Origin of the sequence: Flavimarina sp. Hel_I_48 (assembly GCF_000733945.1) — a bacterium.
In the GTDB taxonomy this organism is placed as follows: domain Bacteria; phylum Bacteroidota; class Bacteroidia; order Flavobacteriales; family Flavobacteriaceae; genus Leeuwenhoekiella.
In genome coordinates this window covers 3,602,934-3,620,390 of the sequence record NZ_JPOL01000002.1, presented here as the reverse complement: position 1 = coordinate 3,620,390, position 17,457 = coordinate 3,602,934, and the positions used below count along the sequence as shown (strand labels likewise).

18 protein-coding genes are annotated in these 17,457 nt (G+C 38.0%); 8 read left to right on the top strand and 10 right to left on the bottom strand.

The features are described from left to right. Positions 1 to 25 precede the first annotated feature (25 nt). The 7 genes from P162_RS15700 to P162_RS15670 all read right to left on the bottom strand — a co-directional run bounded on the left by P162_RS15700 (position 26) and on the right by P162_RS15670 (position 7,192). Entirely contained in the window at positions 26 to 1,378 is a 1,353-nt protein-coding gene (locus P162_RS15700; RefSeq protein ID WP_031428717.1) for a Gfo/Idh/MocA family protein, read from the bottom strand. A gap of 23 nt (positions 1,379 to 1,401) precedes the next feature. Further along, the gene (locus tag P162_RS15695; RefSeq protein WP_031428716.1) at positions 1,402 to 2,274 is read right to left on the bottom strand and encodes a retropepsin-like aspartic protease; all 873 of its coding nucleotides are present in this window, start codon (positions 2,272 to 2,274) and stop codon (positions 1,402 to 1,404) included. Positions 2,275 to 2,304: 30 nt separating this feature from the next. Beyond that, a complete protein-coding gene (locus P162_RS15690) occupies positions 2,305 to 3,339 on the bottom strand; it encodes a threonine aldolase family protein (RefSeq protein WP_031428715.1) in 1,035 nt (344 codons plus the stop codon). Between the two features lie 122 nt (positions 3,340 to 3,461). After that, positions 3,462 to 4,268 (bottom strand): enoyl-ACP reductase, encoded by an 807-nt coding sequence (locus P162_RS15685; RefSeq protein WP_031428714.1) that lies wholly within the window; start codon positions 4,266 to 4,268, stop codon positions 3,462 to 3,464. A 55-nt stretch (positions 4,269 to 4,323) separates the two neighbouring features. Next, a complete protein-coding gene (locus P162_RS15680; RefSeq protein WP_031428713.1) occupies positions 4,324 to 5,397 on the bottom strand; it encodes a type III polyketide synthase in 1,074 nt (357 codons plus the stop codon). Continuing rightward, entirely contained in the window at positions 5,373 to 6,074 is a 702-nt protein-coding gene (locus P162_RS15675; protein WP_031428712.1) for a methyltransferase domain-containing protein, read from the bottom strand. Before P162_RS15675 ends, P162_RS15680 begins: the two co-directional genes overlap by 25 nt. Beyond that, entirely contained in the window at positions 6,071 to 7,192 is a 1,122-nt protein-coding gene (locus P162_RS15670; RefSeq protein WP_031428710.1) for an NAD(P)/FAD-dependent oxidoreductase, read from the bottom strand. The genes P162_RS15675 and P162_RS15670 overlap by 4 nt, the downstream gene beginning before the upstream one ends. A gap of 366 nt (positions 7,193 to 7,558) precedes the next feature. Between P162_RS15670 and P162_RS15665 the strand changes: the two genes are divergently transcribed. The 8 genes from P162_RS15665 to P162_RS15630 all read left to right on the top strand — a co-directional run bounded on the left by P162_RS15665 (position 7,559) and on the right by P162_RS15630 (position 15,803). Further along, positions 7,559 to 8,719, top strand: coding sequence for a glycosyltransferase family 4 protein (locus tag P162_RS15665; protein ID WP_031428708.1), 1,161 nt, complete (start codon positions 7,559 to 7,561; stop codon positions 8,717 to 8,719). 40 nt (positions 8,720 to 8,759) lie between these two features. Beyond that, positions 8,760 to 9,374 (top strand): sugar transferase, encoded by a 615-nt coding sequence (locus P162_RS15660; protein WP_031428706.1) that lies wholly within the window; start codon positions 8,760 to 8,762, stop codon positions 9,372 to 9,374. A 242-nt stretch (positions 9,375 to 9,616) separates the two neighbouring features. Further along, a complete protein-coding gene (locus P162_RS15655) occupies positions 9,617 to 10,663 on the top strand; it encodes a sugar-transfer associated ATP-grasp domain-containing protein (RefSeq protein WP_035917134.1) in 1,047 nt (348 codons plus the stop codon). Between the two features lie 17 nt (positions 10,664 to 10,680). After that, a complete protein-coding gene (locus P162_RS15650) occupies positions 10,681 to 11,784 on the top strand; it encodes a sugar-transfer associated ATP-grasp domain-containing protein (protein WP_051907965.1) in 1,104 nt (367 codons plus the stop codon). Positions 11,785 to 11,828: 44 nt separating this feature from the next. Continuing rightward, positions 11,829 to 12,875: a sugar-transfer associated ATP-grasp domain-containing protein gene (locus P162_RS15645; protein ID WP_051907963.1), complete on the top strand. Its 1,047-nt coding sequence runs from the start codon at positions 11,829 to 11,831 to the stop codon at positions 12,873 to 12,875. Further along, positions 12,872 to 13,897 carry a sugar-transfer associated ATP-grasp domain-containing protein gene (locus tag P162_RS15640; protein ID WP_031428698.1) on the top strand — a complete coding sequence of 342 codons (1,026 nt, stop codon included), beginning with the start codon at positions 12,872 to 12,874 and terminating at the stop codon, positions 13,895 to 13,897. The genes P162_RS15645 and P162_RS15640 overlap by 4 nt, the downstream gene beginning before the upstream one ends. 54 nt (positions 13,898 to 13,951) lie before the next feature. Continuing rightward, on the top strand, positions 13,952 to 14,980 hold the full coding sequence (locus tag P162_RS15635) for a sugar-transfer associated ATP-grasp domain-containing protein (protein ID WP_031428696.1): 1,029 nt from the start codon (positions 13,952 to 13,954) through the stop codon (positions 14,978 to 14,980). Positions 14,981 to 15,167: 187 nt separating this feature from the next. Then, positions 15,168 to 15,803 carry an acetyltransferase gene (locus P162_RS15630; RefSeq protein ID WP_031428695.1) on the top strand — a complete coding sequence of 212 codons (636 nt, stop codon included), beginning with the start codon at positions 15,168 to 15,170 and terminating at the stop codon, positions 15,801 to 15,803. A gap of 83 nt (positions 15,804 to 15,886) precedes the next feature. Here P162_RS15630 and P162_RS15625 read toward each other — a convergent pair whose 3' ends face one another. Genes P162_RS15625 through P162_RS15615 form a run of 3 tightly spaced genes read right to left on the bottom strand, consistent with a single transcriptional unit; the run spans position 15,887 to position 17,289 of the window. Next, the gene (locus tag P162_RS15625; RefSeq protein WP_031428692.1) at positions 15,887 to 16,588 is read right to left on the bottom strand and encodes an OmpA family protein; all 702 of its coding nucleotides are present in this window, start codon (positions 16,586 to 16,588) and stop codon (positions 15,887 to 15,889) included. 20 nt (positions 16,589 to 16,608) lie between these two features. Next, entirely contained in the window at positions 16,609 to 17,091 is a 483-nt protein-coding gene (locus P162_RS15620) for a lipocalin family protein (RefSeq protein ID WP_031428690.1), read from the bottom strand. A 36-nt stretch (positions 17,092 to 17,127) separates the two neighbouring features. After that, positions 17,128 to 17,289, bottom strand: coding sequence for a DUF1328 family protein (locus P162_RS15615; RefSeq protein WP_031428689.1), 162 nt, complete (start codon positions 17,287 to 17,289; stop codon positions 17,128 to 17,130). Positions 17,290 to 17,457: the final 168 nt, after the last annotated feature.

Below are 17,457 nucleotides of genomic sequence, written 5' to 3'. Positions count from 1 at the left end.
ATTTTTGACGGAATAAGCGAATTATTTAAATTTTAGGTAACTCCCATCCATTATGGTACTTGGCTTTGACATATTTATTGGCCTCGTTGTCAGTGAAACGCTTCTTGGCCGTATCCCAGTACAATCTATCTCCTGTCCTATAGGCAACATTGCCAAAGTGGCTTATGAGTGCTGCGTCATAACCTACTTGAATAGGTGCGTTGAGGCTAGAAGCATCTCTACTTTGAACTGCATCAATAAAGTTTACTGTATGCAAGTCAAGCCCGCTGGCCGAACTTTTTTGAAGAGGAATACGCTCTAGTTTTGGTTGATCTTTTAATTTGTTCCAACTATCGTGACCTACTTCTGGGATTACTTCCCAACCGTTCCTATCTAAAACTAAAGTACCATTGTTGCCAATAAATGAAATCCCGTGATCACGCCCATAATTACCGTTATCTATACCCGTGGCATGCTCCCATAAAATAGAAAAATCATCATATTCAAAAACAGTCTGCAAACTATCTGGGGTTTGAGCGGCATCATCTGGGTACGCGAATTTACCTCCCATGGCCATAACAGATTTTGGCGTTCCGGCCTTCATACCATATAGCGCATAATCAAGCAGATGGACGCCCCAATCTGTCATGAGACCACCGGCATAGTCCCAAAACCATCTAAAGTTAAAATGAAATCTGTTGGGATTAAATGGACGCTGCTGAGCGGGACCAAGCCACATATCGTAGTCTACCCCTTGAGGAACGGGCGCATCTGGAAGTACAGGAATGGATTGCATCCAACCTTGATACGCCCATGCTTTTGCCAACCGAATATTCCCCAATTTTCCCGAATGGACGTAATCTATAGCTTCCCTAAAATGGGGCTGGCTCCTTTGCCACTGCCCTATTTGCACGATTTTATCACTACCATTGACTTTTTGCCGCATGAGCATACTTTCTTCAATGGTATTTGCGATGGGTTTCTCACAATACACATCTTTACCTGCTTCAAGGGCATCCATAAGCTGCAAACAATGCCAATGGTCTGGAGTACCAATGATGACAACATCAATATCTTGATCTTCTAATAATTTTCGGTAATCTTTATACTTTTTAGGCGGTTTTATGCCTGCTTTTTCAAGATCCTTAGTTCGTTCTGCAAGTACACTATCGTCTATGTCACAAAGCGCAACGACATCGATTTCGTTGATTTTCAGCATAGAACTTAAATCAGAAAAACCCATACCTTTACATCCTATTAAACCAACCTGTATACGATCATTAGGACTTACATTTTTCCGCATTGCGGCTATAAGTTCCATTGGAAAAAAGAAAGAAAGGCTGCCGCCCAATACCCCAGCAGCGCTTTTTTTAATAAAATGACGTCTATTATTGACCATAATTTGAAATTTTAATAATTGATTTATTGAACAAGTAATCTTTTGTTTGCGATATCAATGGTAAGTACTTCACCTATCCAGTTAATACTCATAATCCCCTCATAAAGCAATCCTTGTATAAAGGTAGCTTTAAATTGTTTTTTATCCACATTTTTGCCAGAATTGCTCAGGTTTGATAGTGTTGTTGTATAATACATATTTCCCTCTTCAGGGTTGAAATAACTGGGCCTAAACTGATTATCTATCGTAGTGGAATCAACTCCTAAAATCGGCATATAACGCGCGTTAAAGCGATATACATCATTGCCTGCACCACTATCTAATCCCACATCAAGTACCAAACTATCATTGACCACAACTGCTGTTGAAATACCTATCTCGATATCCCGAACATTAGTAATCTGCAAAGGCATTTGAAAAGCGGATTTTTTTTCGCGTTTATCAAGCGAATTCTGTGTTTCTAAAACAAGATGTTTCTCCTTATAATCTATCGTTACCGCACGCTCTTTAAATGACGTGAGGGAAATTAATCCATCCAGTGGAAAATCAATATCATATACAGCAACAATCTGATTCTTTAAGTTCAATGTTTCTATAGTTAAACTTTCGGCTTTCCATAAATCAATTTCCAATGCTTCACCGGTGGCGCGGTGACCTGTATAAAAATGTTGGGTTTTATTTAAATTTTTAACCTTATCCGCAAATTTTTTGGTCAATAAATGTAACCCGGCTCCTGTATCAAAAATAAAATTGCCTTCCACACCATTTATTTTTGCACTTATCATAATATGTCCGTTAGGTGATAATTGAAACGGAACAATCACGGGCTCTTCCAGTTGTTGTGCATATATCAATGGACCTATTAATAAAAGTAGTAGGGATATATTTAATCTCATAAAATGGCTTTTTAGGTAAATAAACAGTATTTATTGAGCGAAAATCGTTTGATTTTTAAAGAAATCAAGCAGTTTTTCATGCATTTCCTGAGTATAATCATAATGTGTCACGATACGTAGTTTGCCAGGACCAAGATTACTGATATAAATATCATTTTTCTTTAAAGATTCTAAAAAAGAACTTTCATCAACACCCTGCTTTAAATTGAATATAAGGATATTTGTTTCCACGGGATCAACACTAGCGACCGCTTCATGTTTATTCAATAGCTCAGAAAGTTCTTTAGCGCGTTGATGATCTTCCTCCATACGCTGCCAGTGGTTATCAATTGCATAAATACCGGCAGCGGCCATATAACCACCTTGTCGCATACCACCACCCAGGACTTTGCGTACTCGCATCGCTTTTTTCATTAGTTCCTTCTTTCCTACGAGAACCGAACCCATGGGAGCTCCCAAGCCTTTGGAAAGACATACCGAGATGGTATCAAAAACTTTCCCATAGTCTTTAGGAGATTCATCCGTGGCTACCAGCGCATTCCAAAGCCGCGCACCGTCAAGGTGAAGGCCCAGGCCATGATCGTCGCACACTTTTCTAATTTCTAAAATTTCACTGAAATCATAACATGCTCCGCCACCTTTATTGGTCGTATTCTCAAGACAGACCAGGGAAGTAAGCGGACTATGATAGAAATCTGGCGGATTTATACACGTTTTCACCTGATCTGCAGTGATCATTCCACGCTTTCCATCGGCTAGCCTACAGGAAACTCCACTGTTAAAGGAGATACCGCCCCCTTCATAATTATAAATATGGGCATATTTATCGGCAATAAGTTCTTCACCGGGCTGGGTGTGCATTTTAATAGCCGCTTGATTGGTCATACTTCCGGTAGGAAAATATAAAGCGGAATCCATGCCAAAAAGATCTGCTATTTTTTCTTCAAGTGCATTTACCGTGGGATCTTCCTTATATACATCATCCCCCACTTTTGCGGTCATCATAGCATCTAGCATTGCTGGCGTAGGACGGGTCAGGGTATCACTTCTTAAATCTATTCTCATTATTCATTTATTATTCTGGTTATCTATTGGTATATAAAATAGAAAATTTCGCTTAAACACTTAACACAAGACTGAAAATTACAATGCTATTTGTAAAATTATTTGTCCATAGGGAAGGTAATCTACAATAAGTGCTCCCCACCATCTACCGGGATGATAGCCCCATTGATCCACCGCGCCTCTGGCAGGGATAATAAATACACTACCGCGGCAACATCTTCTGGCGTGGTAAGGCGGTTATTTGGATTTAATTTTAGGGCTTCCTGCTTTAAACGTTCGTTACCGGGAATTAGACGCAAACTTTCGGTATCTGTTACGCCGGCCTGTATGCAGTTTGCGGTTATGCCCAGTGGTGCCAACTCGTAAGCGAGACTTCGCGTGATCGCCTCCAGGGCAGCTTTTGCAGTGGAAACCGCGGCATAGTTGGGAAGCGGTTTGCGACTGCCCATACTGGTAAATGAAAGTATGCGGGCTTTATCAGAAAATAGCCCGGCATTCCTCAAAACATTGCTCCAGTCATATAGACTTATCGCCATTGCATCTACCGTTAATGAAAAATCCTTCCCATTAAGCGTATTTTCAACCTTTTCCTCTGAATATATTGGTTTAAGATTTCCCTTTGCTATACTGTGCAATAAAACATAAACCCGTGCTTTTTCCTTTTTTAAAAAATCAAGTATTTTCTCGCGCGCTACAGGATCAAGGGCGTCACAGTTAAAATCAGTCACCTGATTTCCATAAGAACGTATACTTTGTTTTTCTGCTTCAAAGACGGCCAATTTGCTGCGCCGTGTTCTATGTACTATGCAAATATGCATACCGTGAGCAGCTAATTTTTTTGCAGAGGCAAGACCCAATCCTGAACTTCCTCCCAGAATAAGTGCCCAGTAATTATTTTTTTCTTCTGTATTGAAATTTCTGGTGCTCATAAATAGTAATCCATAAAATGATAAGTAATAAGAAACAGCCTATAATCGTCTTTTTTCAATCAGGGGATTTCAGTAAAACCCGCTGCGCGGAAAAGCCAGGGCCAAAACTCAACATAAGTCCGTGGTCGCCCGGCTGCATGCCGCGTTCCATAAAACGTTCTAAAACGTACAAAACGGTAACGCTGCTCATATTGCCGTACAGGCGAAGAACCTCTTTAGTGTTATCTATATTTTTACCCATTTCACCGAAAAGCGCTTCCACCGTTTGCACAATTTTTTTTCCGCCAGGATGAAAAATTAAATGGTCAATATCTTCAATTTTTAGTGCGTTTTTCTCTAAAAACGGATGGATAATCATAGGGAAATGTTCAGCAATAGTATCGGGAACAGCAGGATCAAGTATCATTTTAAGTCCCATATTCGTAAGACTGAATCCCATCATCTGCTCCGCATCATAAAAATGATACATCCCAGTATCAACAATCTGTGGGCCGTGATCTTCCTCGTGAGAAGAAAGTAAGGCACAGGCAGCACCATCTCCAAAGATAGCCGCACTCACCACATTTGCCATGGAATAATCATCAAGCTGAAACGTTGCGGTGGGGCTTTCAACAGCAATGATCGCAGCGCGTTTACCCGGATTGGCCTTTAAAAACTCATTAGCATATACCATTGCAGAAATTCCGGCTGCACAACCCATTTCAGTTACCGGCAAGCGTACCACATCCTGACGCAGTTGTAAGCTGTTGATAAGATAAGCGTCAAGTGAAGGGATCATTATGCCAGTGCAGCTCACCGTGATGATATAGTCAAGATCCGTAGCGTTCCATTGTACTTTTTTTAGGGCTTTGTCAAGTACCTTTTCCCCTAGTTTTATGACTTCTCGTATATAAATGTCATTCTTTTCCTCAAAAGAAGTAGCAGAAAAAACCTCCTCTGGTGACATGATACTATAGCGCTTATCTACCGCTGCATTGCCAAAAATCTTTTTTACTTTTCGTTTGAAACGCTCGTCTTTATTTACCAACCAACCGTCCAATAACGGCATTATATCTGGTGTTTCCCGGGAAAATTGAGGTAGTTCTTTAGTTACCCCTACAATTTTTACGCTTTGCTGTCTACTATCCATAAATATCTAAAAGCCCATCGCCATTTCAGTTTATAATGCTCTAAACCGAGCTTAGTGGCGAAAATTATCAATTCTTTTTTTGTGAATGCGCGCCCTATGGAAACAAGGCCATCGTAACGTGCAATTTTCGTTTTCATAAATACACCGCTAAATGCGCGGAAAAGCACCGCAGCCGTCCGGCTTCGCTGTAAATCATTGATTACCCATCCCAAAGTGGAACGTTGTTCAAAAAAGCGAAGGAAATTCAGGATTTCTTCATCTGTAAAATGGTGCATGGTTAAGGTACTTGTCATGATATCAAAAACTTCCTCTTTCTCGCCAAGTTTTAGGATGTCCTGTTGCCTAAAACTGATCTCAGGAAACTCTATAGACCGCTTTTGGGCAAGGACGATACTTTTCGCATTAAGGTCAAAACCTACAAAACTCGCATTTATACCTTTTTTTTGGCAAAAAACGGCCATTTTCCGAAGTATTTCGCCATCTCCGCAGCCCAAATCAGCAATCGTATAGGATTTTTGAGGGTATTTCTTGAAAAAATAGTCTATTCCGTCTAAGGTAATTTGCTGACCACCCAACCATTTATTGACCAGGGTCACATCCTGTAAAGCCGCATGAAGCTTTGACTCTTCCAACTGTGGATCATCCATCAGTTCTGGTTTTAGAATACGGGTTTTCATACGCTTTCCATTTTTCCGTGGGTTTGTTCTATTAGCTTTTTAAAAAGCCGGGGCGTATGTTGCATGGTGGCTATACCCAGATTTGCCGCCATTGGCTTTATCAGGATGCGCTGTAGCCCTCTGCCCCATTGCAACCGTGCTCTAAATTCGTTTTCCCACTGCTGGGTATATGCATTTTCTAGCTCCTGGCGGGTACCTCTATTTTGTCGGTTTTTTATGATGCAGGTACTTAGAATGCGTGCCCCCATGATTGCCATGGCCATACCATTACCACAAAGCGGATGAATTAAACTTGCGCTATCGCCACACATCAAAATGTGATTTGCAACCCGTTCTTTGCGATCAAAGGAAATCTGACTTATGGTTAATGGTTTTTCAAAAACGGAAATCGCATTTTTGAAAAAATCATTTAAATATTTATTTTTCCGAAGTACTTGCTCCTGGTAAATAGTAAGGTCTTTATACTGCTGAAAGGAATTCAACTGTGCAAGATAGCATACATTGACGAGGCCGTGTTCCACATTTGAAATACCGCAATAACCACCATCAAAGTTATGCAAACCCACCAAATCTGACTGAAAATCAGCCTTATAATGCGATTTTACGGCCATCCAGGGTGATTTCTGCTGAATAAATTTCCGCGAAAGCGTGATATCAAGGTTGGCACGTTTCCCGTAAGCTCCCACAACAATATCCGCTTTAAATGTTTTGCCAGAATATGTTTTGATCTCAAACGTATGGTCATAAAACAGAATATTTTCCACCTGTTCCTTTAAAACTTTTCCGCCGGCCAGAAGTACCTCTTTGTAAATAATATGATCTAGAGTATAACGGCTAAGCCCAAAACCTCCCAGAGGAAGATCAACGACCACCCCCCTGCCCTTTGCGCTACTACACTGCAATTTTTTTAGTGTTACCGCACCATGACGCTGTGGGTCAATACCAAGACTTTTAAGATAGGGAAGGACTTCATTTGAAATATACTCCCCGCAAACCTTATGCTTGGGGTATGGGTTACGCTCATATACGGTCACCTCAAAACCATTTTTTAAAAGGTGCATCGCCGTTATGAGGCCGGAGAGACCGCCACCCACTATATGAACTTCTTGTGATTCCATTATGTGGAAAGTTAGCGTTTATATATAAAACAACATCGCAATAGAACCATCAAAAATGTAATAAATCAATTGTGAAATAGCAGGATGAATATGTTCTTATGATTTCTATGACCGGTGCTAAAGAATTTCGGTTTTAATATTTGAAGCTACAGTTTCAACCAACCTATTTTGCATTTTTTTTAAATGCGATAAGGGAATTCAAAAAGTTTATTACACTGAACCAGTATTATCATATTATACAAAGCAGACAATATTTTGATAATCAAATGTTTCAATGTTTTTTAAAAATAAAAGTGAAAGCCAATAAGCTATTAGACAGTTTTAATTAATTCTTGCATATTTGCAAATCCAAATCAGTTAAGGCCCATGAAAAAGAAATTGATTAGAATTACTACCGTTTCAGGATCCCTATGGATCTTGTTAAAGGGACAATTGCGATTTATGAATCAGTTCTATCACGTTATTGGTATTGCCGGGGCTAAGGAAAATATGCAAAAAGTACGCGATAATGAAGGGATAGACACCATTGATCTGGAAATGACCCGCGTAATAACACCTGTCCAGGACCTCTCCTCCCTTTTCAAGTTATACAAAGTATTAAAACGTGAAAAACCATTTATTGTACATACCCATACCCCAAAAGCGGGTATTGTGGGTATGATGGCAGCAAAAATGGCTGGCGTAAAGCACAGGTTACATACGGTTGCAGGATTACCACTTGTTGAAGCGACAGGTACTAAACGCACTATCCTAAATCAAGTGGAACGCCTTACCTATGCCTGTGCCACAAAAGTGTACCCCAACTCAAAAGGCCTTGAAGACATAATATTGGAACACAAATTCACTAAACCTGAAAAACTTAAGGTACTGGCGAATGGAAGTTCAAATGGTATAAACACCAGCATTTTCAGCCCAGATGTAAGTACGACGGAAGAAAAGGAGCAATTAAAAAATAAATTGGGCATTAAACCAAACGATCTCATTTTGGTTTTTGTGGGTAGGATTGTGCGTGACAAAGGGATCAATGAACTTATGGAAGCTTTTCATAAATTGAGCAAAAAGTATGATCACCTTAAATTGCTCATGGTAGGGCCCTATGAAAAGGACCTTGACCCCATCAGTCCAGAAGCCGAAGAAGAAATAGCCACTAACAAAGCTATTATTTCTTTAGGTTGGCAGGATGATGTGAGACCCTTTTTTGCAGTGAGCGATGTGCTGGTTTTCCCTAGTTACCGCGAAGGTTTTCCCAATGTTGTGCTGCAGGCCGGTGCGATGAGCCTAGCTAGCATAGTAAGTGATATCAACGGCTGCAATGAGATTATTGAAGAAGGTATCAATGGTACGATCATTCCTGTTAAAGATGCTTCTGCCATTGAAGCTGCTATTGAAAAAATGATAGAGAACCCTGAGATAACCACACAAATGAAAAACGTTGCCAGAGAACGTATTGTAAGGCTTTTTGACCAAAAAAAGGTTTGGGAAGCGATTTTACAGGAATACAAAAATCTGGAAAAAGAGGATGCGTAATCTAACGTAATCTTTCTTTCAATTCTATATATAAATCCTTATGTACGTAAAATTAATAAAGCCGGCTTTAGATATATTGTGCGCAAGCATTGCCTTTATTCTCTTATCCCCTATTTTCCTTGTTGTATGTGTACTTCTTTATAGAAGTAATGAAGGGAAACCTTTCTTCTATCAACCTAGACCGGGATTGAACGGTAAGGTATTTAATATTATCAAGTTCAAATCAATGAACGATAAAAAGGATGCCAATGGTAACTTACTTCCTGACCATTTGCGTATTACAAAACTTGGTGCTTTTGTACGCAAATCCTCGCTTGATGAGATCCCCCAGCTACTCAATGTTATAAAAGGGCAGATGAGTATCGTGGGACCACGACCTTTACGTGTCGCCTATTTAACGCGTTACAATGAACAACAACAACATAGGCACGATGTGCGTCCAGGTATTACGGGTTGGGCACAGATCAATGGGAGGAATACCATCTCCTGGGAGGAAAAATTTAAATACGATGTCTGGTACGTGAATAATATAGGCTTTATGCTAGATTTACAGATATTATTCAAAACAGTTATTAAAGTATTTAAATCAGAAGGTATCTCCGCTTCGGAAGAAGTAACTATGGAAGAATTTATGGGAACAGCGAAGAATTCTTAAAAAAAAGACTCATTTGTAAACTATGAGGCTGATAATCGGGATAAATATGCTTAACAACTATAATATACTACTACCTACAATTTAATCTTTTATTTTATAGATGTTTACATTCACGCAAACGATAGTATTCAACTGCTACTATAATATTTAAGTTGAGCATATTCCTTTCAATGTTGTCTTTATAAAAACACGCTAAAGTAGATTTGCTGACCCAAAAAATTACAATTCTGACATTATTACGCATGACACTTAATTTCAACCAGGTAAAACTAATACTGAAGGATAAAAGCAAGAAAAAAAGCCTCTTTAAAATAGCAAAAGAGGTTTTAGTGCTTAGTCTGGCAAAAAAGGAACTTGCCTTCTATTACGGCGGGAAATATTTATATAGAGCTGATAGAAAAAACTACAAAGATTATCTTAGCATAAAAGAATTCTATCTGTTAAAAAGCGCAAAATTTTTACACAATTTTGAAACTTCATCTTTACTAAAAAACAAATTAAGTTTTGCTCTTTACTGTGAGAACAACGCGCTTACTGTCCCCAGATTAATCAGTTATAATTTAAACAGATCTTTTGTATTTAACAATCAGATTCGTCATTTAGATAATGATGAAAAGGTAATAGAATTCTATAGAAATGTCCTGGAAAAAACAGGCGAAAAAGGTGTTTTTATAAAAGAAATTGCTGCCCATGGGGGAAAAGGTTGTTATTTATTAACACTACAAAACCTCGAGGAATCCATCAGGAACCAAAATTTTTATCTTCGTAGCTTTGTACATCAGGAAATCGCAAAACAGCATCCTGCAATAAGTGAAATTTATCCACATAGCATAAATACGATACGTTTCATTTCACATATAGACCAAGAAGGTAAATCTCATATAATCTCAGCATTTATGCGTTTTGGTAGAGGTGGAAATATTGTAGACAATGCCAGTGGCGGTGGTATGTATGTAGCAGTTGACATGGAGAAAGGAATGCTTAAAGAGGATGCACACCAGTCTATGAAAGCCGGGGGAAATTTATACTTTCAACATCCCGATACCAACTTTATCTTCAAAGATTTTAAAATTCCTTATTTTCAGGAAGCTTGTGCAATGGTTTTTGATGCATTAAGCTATATCCCGGATGGGTTTACAGGTTGGGATATTGCCATTACACCCACTGGTCCGCTACTTATAGAAGGCAATGAAAATCCCGGTATGCAAACTGCTGATATTGCCTACGGTGGACTTTTGAAAAATCCTGTAATGCGGAGAATCATGAATGACATTCACAGCCAGAAATAAAACCCAAAACTTCTACAATGAGTTTAAACAATTACACCGGTAGGTTGCGTATGATCATAAAAGATGATAGCAAGAAGAAAAGTGCCTTAAAAATTAGTCGGGAATTAACTAAAAGTATTCTTTCAGAAAAAAAATTCCCTTTTCATTACGCCTCCAAATTCTTGTACCGATCAGACTCTGGTGATTATGCTAATTATTTGACACTTGAAGAGGAAGTACAGGTACGTTTCTCAAAAAATCTACATTCTATAGGCTATCATACGCTTTTAAAAAATAAATTATCAAGTGCTCTTTATTTTGAAGAATGTGGACTTCCTATTCCAAAAATGCCACTTTACAACGTAGAACAGGTTTTCTTTACAAAGGAAAAAACAATCGAAATTCATACTCTAGATGATCTTTATTCCCTTTTGTCAGGCGTTTTTGAAGATGAAAACCATGAGAGTCTTTTTGTAAAAGAGTTTGCAGAAAGTGGTGGAGCGGGATGTTATCTAATCAAAAAAGAAGGTCTTCGGGATCAGCTTGAGAAAATTGGTCCTAGACTCTTAAAAAGGTCATTCATTTATCAGGAAACGATAAAGCAGCATGATAGTCTCAACGCAATCAACTCCAGTTGCCTCAACACGATACGGTTTGAAACCTATATTGACAAAGAAAAAAAGTCACATATAGTTTCCAGTTATATCCGTTTTGGAGTAGGTGACAATGTGGTAGATAATGCTGGAGCCGGCGGATTTTTTGTTTCCATTAATCAGGAAACAGGAAGACTTCAAGGCAAGGGATATCAAAAACTTGCGGCCAATAGTGGTGCAAAAACTTTTACGCATCATCCCAGCACCCAGTTTGAGCTGGAAAATGCAGAAATACCCTTATACAAGGAAGCTTGTGATCTTGTTTTAAAAGCTATGGAATTTGTCCCAGAACGCTATATAGGTTGGGATATTGCAATCTCATCAGACGGGCCTATAATCGTTGAAGGTAATGCCGCGCCCCACATTATGGTGGCTGATATCGCATATGGTGGCTACAAAAAGCATCCGCTCTATTCAGAAATATTAGATGAAGCTTATAAAACTGGTATTCATAGAGACAAAATCATGTATTTCAAGAATATTGATTAAGCTGAAACCTTATTCTATTCTGATAACAAATTTATACACGCCCCATGAAGTTCTTTCTGGCAAGGTTCAATCAAATTCGAGAAGATAATAATCCAAAAAAAAGTTGGAGCAAAATTATCAAAGAGGTAATCACCTTGAGTATTCAAAATAAAAGAATACCTACGTATTACGTAAAAACATTCATGTACCTGGAATCTTCGGGCAACTATAAAGACTTTCTTACGCTTGATGAGATCATTGCCATAAACTCTTCACCAAAACTGCACAGACTTGAGTATACCACACTTTTAAAAAACAAACTGGCCTCTGCCTTGTATTTTGAGAAATGTGGTCTATCCATACCCGAAATGCCCAGCTATAATGTTGAAAAACTATTTTTCCATAAAAGCAAATTCGAACGATTGGAAACTACAGCTGATCTTATTCAATTTTTTAGAAAGGTAATGCAGGAATCTCAAAAAGACAGTCTATTTCTTAAGGATCATGGAGCACATGGAGGTGCGGATTGTTTCCTATTAAAACTTGGCGATCTAGAGGCAAAACTGGAGGAAATAGAACCTATACTGTTAAATGGCTCGTTCATCCATCAGGAAACAGTTCTTCAACATGCCGAACTCAATAAAATCTATGGGCATAGTTTAAATACAATGAGGTTTGAAACCTATATAGATCGTGATAATAAAAAGCATATCAGAACATGCTATATCCGCTTTGGTGCAAATGGTAGTGTGATTGATAATAGTTCAGCTGGCGGGATAGGCGTACCTGTAAATATTGAGACCGGACAACTTTATGAAAAAGGATTTAAGCGGGCAAGTGGTCTCAATATGGCCAATATATATTTAGAGCATCCCAACAGTGAACATCCATTTGAAGGATTTATAATCCCCCATTTTGAAGCAGCAAAACAATTGGTTTTTGATTGTATGAAATTCGTGCCAGATCGCTATATAGGCTGGGATGTTGCCATAGCAGCAAATGGTCCCGTTCTAATAGAAGGTAATGGTTCCCCCCGTTTGAGAGAAAGCCCGCACGGTTTCAAGAGCAGTGCTATAGGACGAGAAATACTAAATGAAATATATTCAAAATGAGTAGGGTAAGTATATTTTTAAAAGATAAAAACAAAAAAGGCTTCTTCAAAATGCTCTATGAAATGGGGCGTTTTTCTTTGGTTAAAAAAGAGCTGCCCAAAGTTTATATAGGCAAGCGCCTATATCGTAAAGAGATTACTAATTATCTCGATTATCTCAGCAGTAAAGAAATTGATAAGATCAGTAACTCAAAAGTCTTACATAAGCCTATTTATGCCGGTATTTTACGCAATAAGCTATTTTTTGCCTATCACTTGGAATATAATAAACTCCCTACTCCAAAACTTCATGGATATAATTTCGGGAATAATTTTGTCTTCAATTCAAATAAGGTTGAAATTCAATCTAATATAGAATTGGAAGCTTTTTTATCAGATTACCTGAAAAATTCAAATTCAAAAGGCCTTTTTGTAAAGCCACTGGATGAGAAGGGAGGCAAAGATTGTTATCTTCTAAATCTTGAAAATCTCAAGGCAATGATCAGTTCCCATGGCCTACAGCTTATGGCCGGAAATGCGATATTTCAAGAAGTGATCAGCCAACATACAGAAGTGAATAAAATTTATTCAAAAAGTATCAATAGCATACGTTTTACCACTTTTAGGGATAGTGAGAACAAGAACCATATATTATCTGCAATGATGCGTTTTGGCAACAATGGCAGTGTGGTAGACAATTCAAGTTCTGGTGGGTTTTATGTAAATATAGATCTGGATAGTGGCCGCTTAAAAGGTGTGGGAAATCAGGCAATGAAATTTGGTGGTCTGGTTTTCGAAAAACATCCTGAAACTGATTTTATGTTGGATGGATTTAAAATACCCTACTTTAAGCAAGCCTGTACATTAATTGATCAGGTCAATGATTCTATTCCTGAGCGTATCGTAGGATGGGATATCGCAATAGCTGAAGATGGTCCAACCCTTATTGAGGGTAATGATAATAACTCCTGGTTTGGTGTTGATATTGCACACGGTGGCCTGCTTCAAAACCCTCTTATGAAAAAAGTTTTTGAAGATGCCTAACTTCTGTTCAACAGTATTAACATGAATGGCATTTATAATAAGAAAACCGTCTAAATGAAAATTCTTTATTTTTTCTATCAATTCAAAGTAACAGATTTTGGTAAGCTTCAAGCTTTTATAAGCTATGTTGCCAAGGTTATGAACAAGTCGAAAGTAGCTGTTATCACTGATATGCTAAAGGCTTTCTGGAAACATAATATTTCTTTTTCAGATTACTTTTACCTCGAATTTTACAACAGGCCAGAAGTGGAAAGGAGCAACCATGCGAGCACGTTGCTTATGTATAAATTTCAAAGTAGGCTCAACAGTAAAGAAAGCATTGCATTCTTTAGAAATAAGAAGGCATTCTATAAGAAATTTGACAAGTTTATCAAGCACAACTACTTCATTACTGATGATAAGAACGTTGAAGATTTTAAAATCTGGTTGATAGAAAATAATCCAAATGCCCTGATGGCCAAACAAAGTAACGGTCAGGCAGGATCAGGATTGGAAAAATTTGAGGTAACAAGATCAAATAAGGACGACTTCTTAGTGGGTGGTAAAGATCTCAATACCTTTTACAGTTATGCACTCAATAAAAAATATGACCTTATAGATACTTTTATAGAGCAACATCCTCTACTGCAGGAAATTTCACCGAATGCCCTGAGTACACTTCGTATAGTAAGTATTGTAGATAAATCGAACCCTGTCAAGATCCTTAAGCCGTTAGTGCGTATGAGCAACGACAGTTTTGTAGATAACTTCCATCAAGGTGGCATTGCCATGGCAATAGATCCTGAAACAGGCAATATTCTGGCACCGGTTTTTTTTAAAGATCCAAGGAAATCGAAAACAGAAACGCAGCATCCGGTTACCGGTAAAACACTTATAGGTTTTAAAATACCTCATTGGGAACTTGTTATGCCTATGATTGAACAAGCTGCTTTAGTTGTGCCTGAAGTAAGAACTGTGGGATGGGATGTACTTATAACAAAAGACGGCCCCAGTCTCCTGGAAGGTAATGATAACTGGGATAAAACCCTTTATGAAAAAACGCATCAGGAAGGCTTAAAACCGGTTATAACGTCAATAAAGTAACAATTAGACGTAATTAATTTCAAATGGTATCTTTAAATTTAGGGATTTTATAATGATAAAAGATTTTTAAGAATTATATTTTACCAACATTTATAATTTCTTAACCAACTAACAAGACTTTTAAAAACAAATTTTGGATTGAGCATCTTCGGGTCGCAATTCAGCATTTAGAAAACTAAAAATTATAATGAAGAAATGTGTCATTGTAGGAGCGGGTACATATGGTCAAGTATATGTCAACTACCTTAGTGAAATTTATGACGTTCAGGGCTTTTTTGACAGTAATCCTGATCTTCTCAATAAAAAAATAAACAACTATCCCGTGATAGGTTCTGTGGAGTCTTTACCCGAATATATGGAGCATCAGAAAGGCACCGCCATTTTTATACCTTTGGGTAATAATGAACGTAGGGTAGAATTATTAAGGTATTATGAAGAATTGGGGTATGACCTCCCTTCTTTTATACACGATAGCGTTTATTTACACGATAACGTTTTCATAGGGAAGTCTGTCTATATTTTACCATCAACTAATGTAATGCCTTTTACCAGCATAGGAGATTATACTATGATAAGTATGGGCGTGAACATTGCCCATCACGTTGTTATCGCAGAAGGTTGCTTTTTTTCTCAAGGATGTAATATTGGTGCTTCTATTGCCATAGGTTTGAGGGCCTATTTTGGTATGGCTGCATCTGTAATGACAGGTGTGGAAAGTATTGGCGCAAATTCTATTATAGGAGTTGGCGCAGTAGTTATACGTGACGTTCCAGAAAAGGCTGTGATTGTTGGAAATCCCGGAAAAGTGCTCAAATATTTATAGAATTTTCTCTTTGGGAAACTAGTGCATAAAAAAAGGCTGACATGAATATGTCAGCCTTTTTTTCTAATTGTATTTATAAGATCTTATTGACCTTCACCAGCTTGTTGTTTAGCTTCCTCCTTCATTTCTTGATTAGGCACAATAGCCAAGGTTACCCTACGATTTTTTGAACGGCCGTCTGCTGTACTATTGTCATATTTAGGTTGCTCTTCACCGTACCATTGGGTTGTAAACCGTCCCGCAGAGAGTCCCTGCTGCTCCAGATAATTCGTCACAGCCTCTGCCCTGTTCTTAGAAAGTGTCATATTGTAATTGGCATCACCGGTGTTATCCGTATGACCCACAACAAGTATGTTTGTCTGGGGATATTCTTTCATAACCTTGGACAATCCATTCAAAGTCTCTTCCGAAGCATTATTGATAGTGTATTTGTTAGTGGCAAAATAAACGCCACTTTTTTCATCAAAATTAACGACTATACCATCATCAATACGCTCTACCTCAGCACCCGGTATTTCTTCTTCAATCCGTTGTGCCTGCTTGTCCATTTTATTACCAATAATGTTACCGGCCGCACCACCTACAACACCACCTATGACCGCGCCAAGTTCACTGTTGCCTCCGCCGCCTACATTGTTACCTATTACGGCACCAAGTATTGCTCCACCGGCAGACCCTATTACGGTCCCTTTTTGCTGATTATTGGCATTCTTTACTGCTTCACAGCCTGTCATTAAAGCCAGCGCAAGCATAAAAGGTACTATTGTTTTGAATATTCTTTTCATAATATAAAAATATAAAGTTATTAATCTGAAATTTTAGTGAAGTTCATATAGATCGTAAAAGGTTTACCATCTACCTGCAATGTTTGCGTAAAGCGCAAAGAATCATCAGAAAGATAATCCAGGGATAACCTATAGCCCTTATTATTTCTGGTAGAATTCATTTTCTCGTCGGTGGGTTTTAAAAGTATATCATAGCTTGATGCATTCTTGACATCTGGGATTGTCCACACGAAATATCTTTTGCCAGATGAACAGTTTGCGCCATTTATCTCATAGTTACCAAAATTATTGTTTGGAATAAATCTCCAGGTACTGCCCACAAAACATTCAGACGAAGCATCATCAAAAAGCTCGACTTCATAAACGCCATTGGCATCACCATAATTAATATTATCCAACGTCCAATTTCCCTTGAGCGTTTTTCTGGATTCTTTGACTACTTTGCTGGTGCCACAGGAAAGAACCAGAAAGGAGGCCAACATTAAAAAGATTATTTTTTTCATAAAATACAATTGAATTGAGGTGAATAAATTGGTCTGTTATTTTCTGAAAAGTCTCGAAAGTAGACTAATTAGAAAAAGTACGATAAAGATAAAAAAGAGAATTTTGGCAATATCCTCAGCACCGGAGGCTATTCCACCAAATCCAAAAATGGCTGCGATTATCGCTATAACGATAAAAATAATTGTCCAACGAAGCATAATTTCAAGTTTTGATTAGTGCTGCTAAAATATTATGAGGATGGAAATCAGTTAAATTTGTTAATAGTGTTTAACTTTAAATTGTTAAAATAAGTTAAGCGAAAATAGTACTTAAATTGGTTTTTTGGTATTTTTCAACCGAATTTATTGCTTTTCACCTGTTTTTTA

Bases quoted from the DNA above. Each gene is read 5' to 3' on its own strand.
- P162_RS15700 (WP_031428717.1), bottom strand. From the start codon at position 1,378: ATGGTCAATAATAGACGTCATTTTATTAAAAAAAGCGCTGCTGGGGTA.
- P162_RS15695 (WP_031428716.1), bottom strand. From the start codon at position 2,274: ATGAGATTAAATATATCCCTACTACTTTTATTAATAGGTCCATTGATA.
- P162_RS15690 (WP_031428715.1), bottom strand. From the start codon at position 3,339: ATGAGAATAGATTTAAGAAGTGATACCCTGACCCGTCCTACGCCAGCA.
- P162_RS15685 (WP_031428714.1), bottom strand. From the start codon at position 4,268: ATGAGCACCAGAAATTTCAATACAGAAGAAAAAAATAATTACTGGGCA.
- P162_RS15680 (WP_031428713.1), bottom strand. From the start codon at position 5,397: ATGGATAGTAGACAGCAAAGCGTAAAAATTGTAGGGGTAACTAAAGAA.
- P162_RS15675 (WP_031428712.1), bottom strand. From the start codon at position 6,074: ATGAAAACCCGTATTCTAAAACCAGAACTGATGGATGATCCACAGTTG.
- P162_RS15670 (WP_031428710.1), bottom strand. From the start codon at position 7,192: ATGGAATCACAAGAAGTTCATATAGTGGGTGGCGGTCTCTCCGGCCTC.
- P162_RS15665 (WP_031428708.1), top strand. From the start codon at position 7,559: ATGAAAAAGAAATTGATTAGAATTACTACCGTTTCAGGATCCCTATGG.
- P162_RS15660 (WP_031428706.1), top strand. From the start codon at position 8,760: ATGTACGTAAAATTAATAAAGCCGGCTTTAGATATATTGTGCGCAAGC.
- P162_RS15655 (WP_035917134.1), top strand. From the start codon at position 9,617: ATGACACTTAATTTCAACCAGGTAAAACTAATACTGAAGGATAAAAGC.
- P162_RS15650 (WP_051907965.1), top strand. From the start codon at position 10,681: ATGAGTTTAAACAATTACACCGGTAGGTTGCGTATGATCATAAAAGAT.
- P162_RS15645 (WP_051907963.1), top strand. From the start codon at position 11,829: ATGAAGTTCTTTCTGGCAAGGTTCAATCAAATTCGAGAAGATAATAAT.
- P162_RS15640 (WP_031428698.1), top strand. From the start codon at position 12,872: ATGAGTAGGGTAAGTATATTTTTAAAAGATAAAAACAAAAAAGGCTTC.
- P162_RS15635 (WP_031428696.1), top strand. From the start codon at position 13,952: ATGAAAATTCTTTATTTTTTCTATCAATTCAAAGTAACAGATTTTGGT.
- P162_RS15630 (WP_031428695.1), top strand. From the start codon at position 15,168: ATGAAGAAATGTGTCATTGTAGGAGCGGGTACATATGGTCAAGTATAT.
- P162_RS15625 (WP_031428692.1), bottom strand. From the start codon at position 16,588: ATGAAAAGAATATTCAAAACAATAGTACCTTTTATGCTTGCGCTGGCT.
- P162_RS15620 (WP_031428690.1), bottom strand. From the start codon at position 17,091: ATGAAAAAAATAATCTTTTTAATGTTGGCCTCCTTTCTGGTTCTTTCC.
- P162_RS15615 (WP_031428689.1), bottom strand. From the start codon at position 17,289: ATGCTTCGTTGGACAATTATTTTTATCGTTATAGCGATAATCGCAGCC.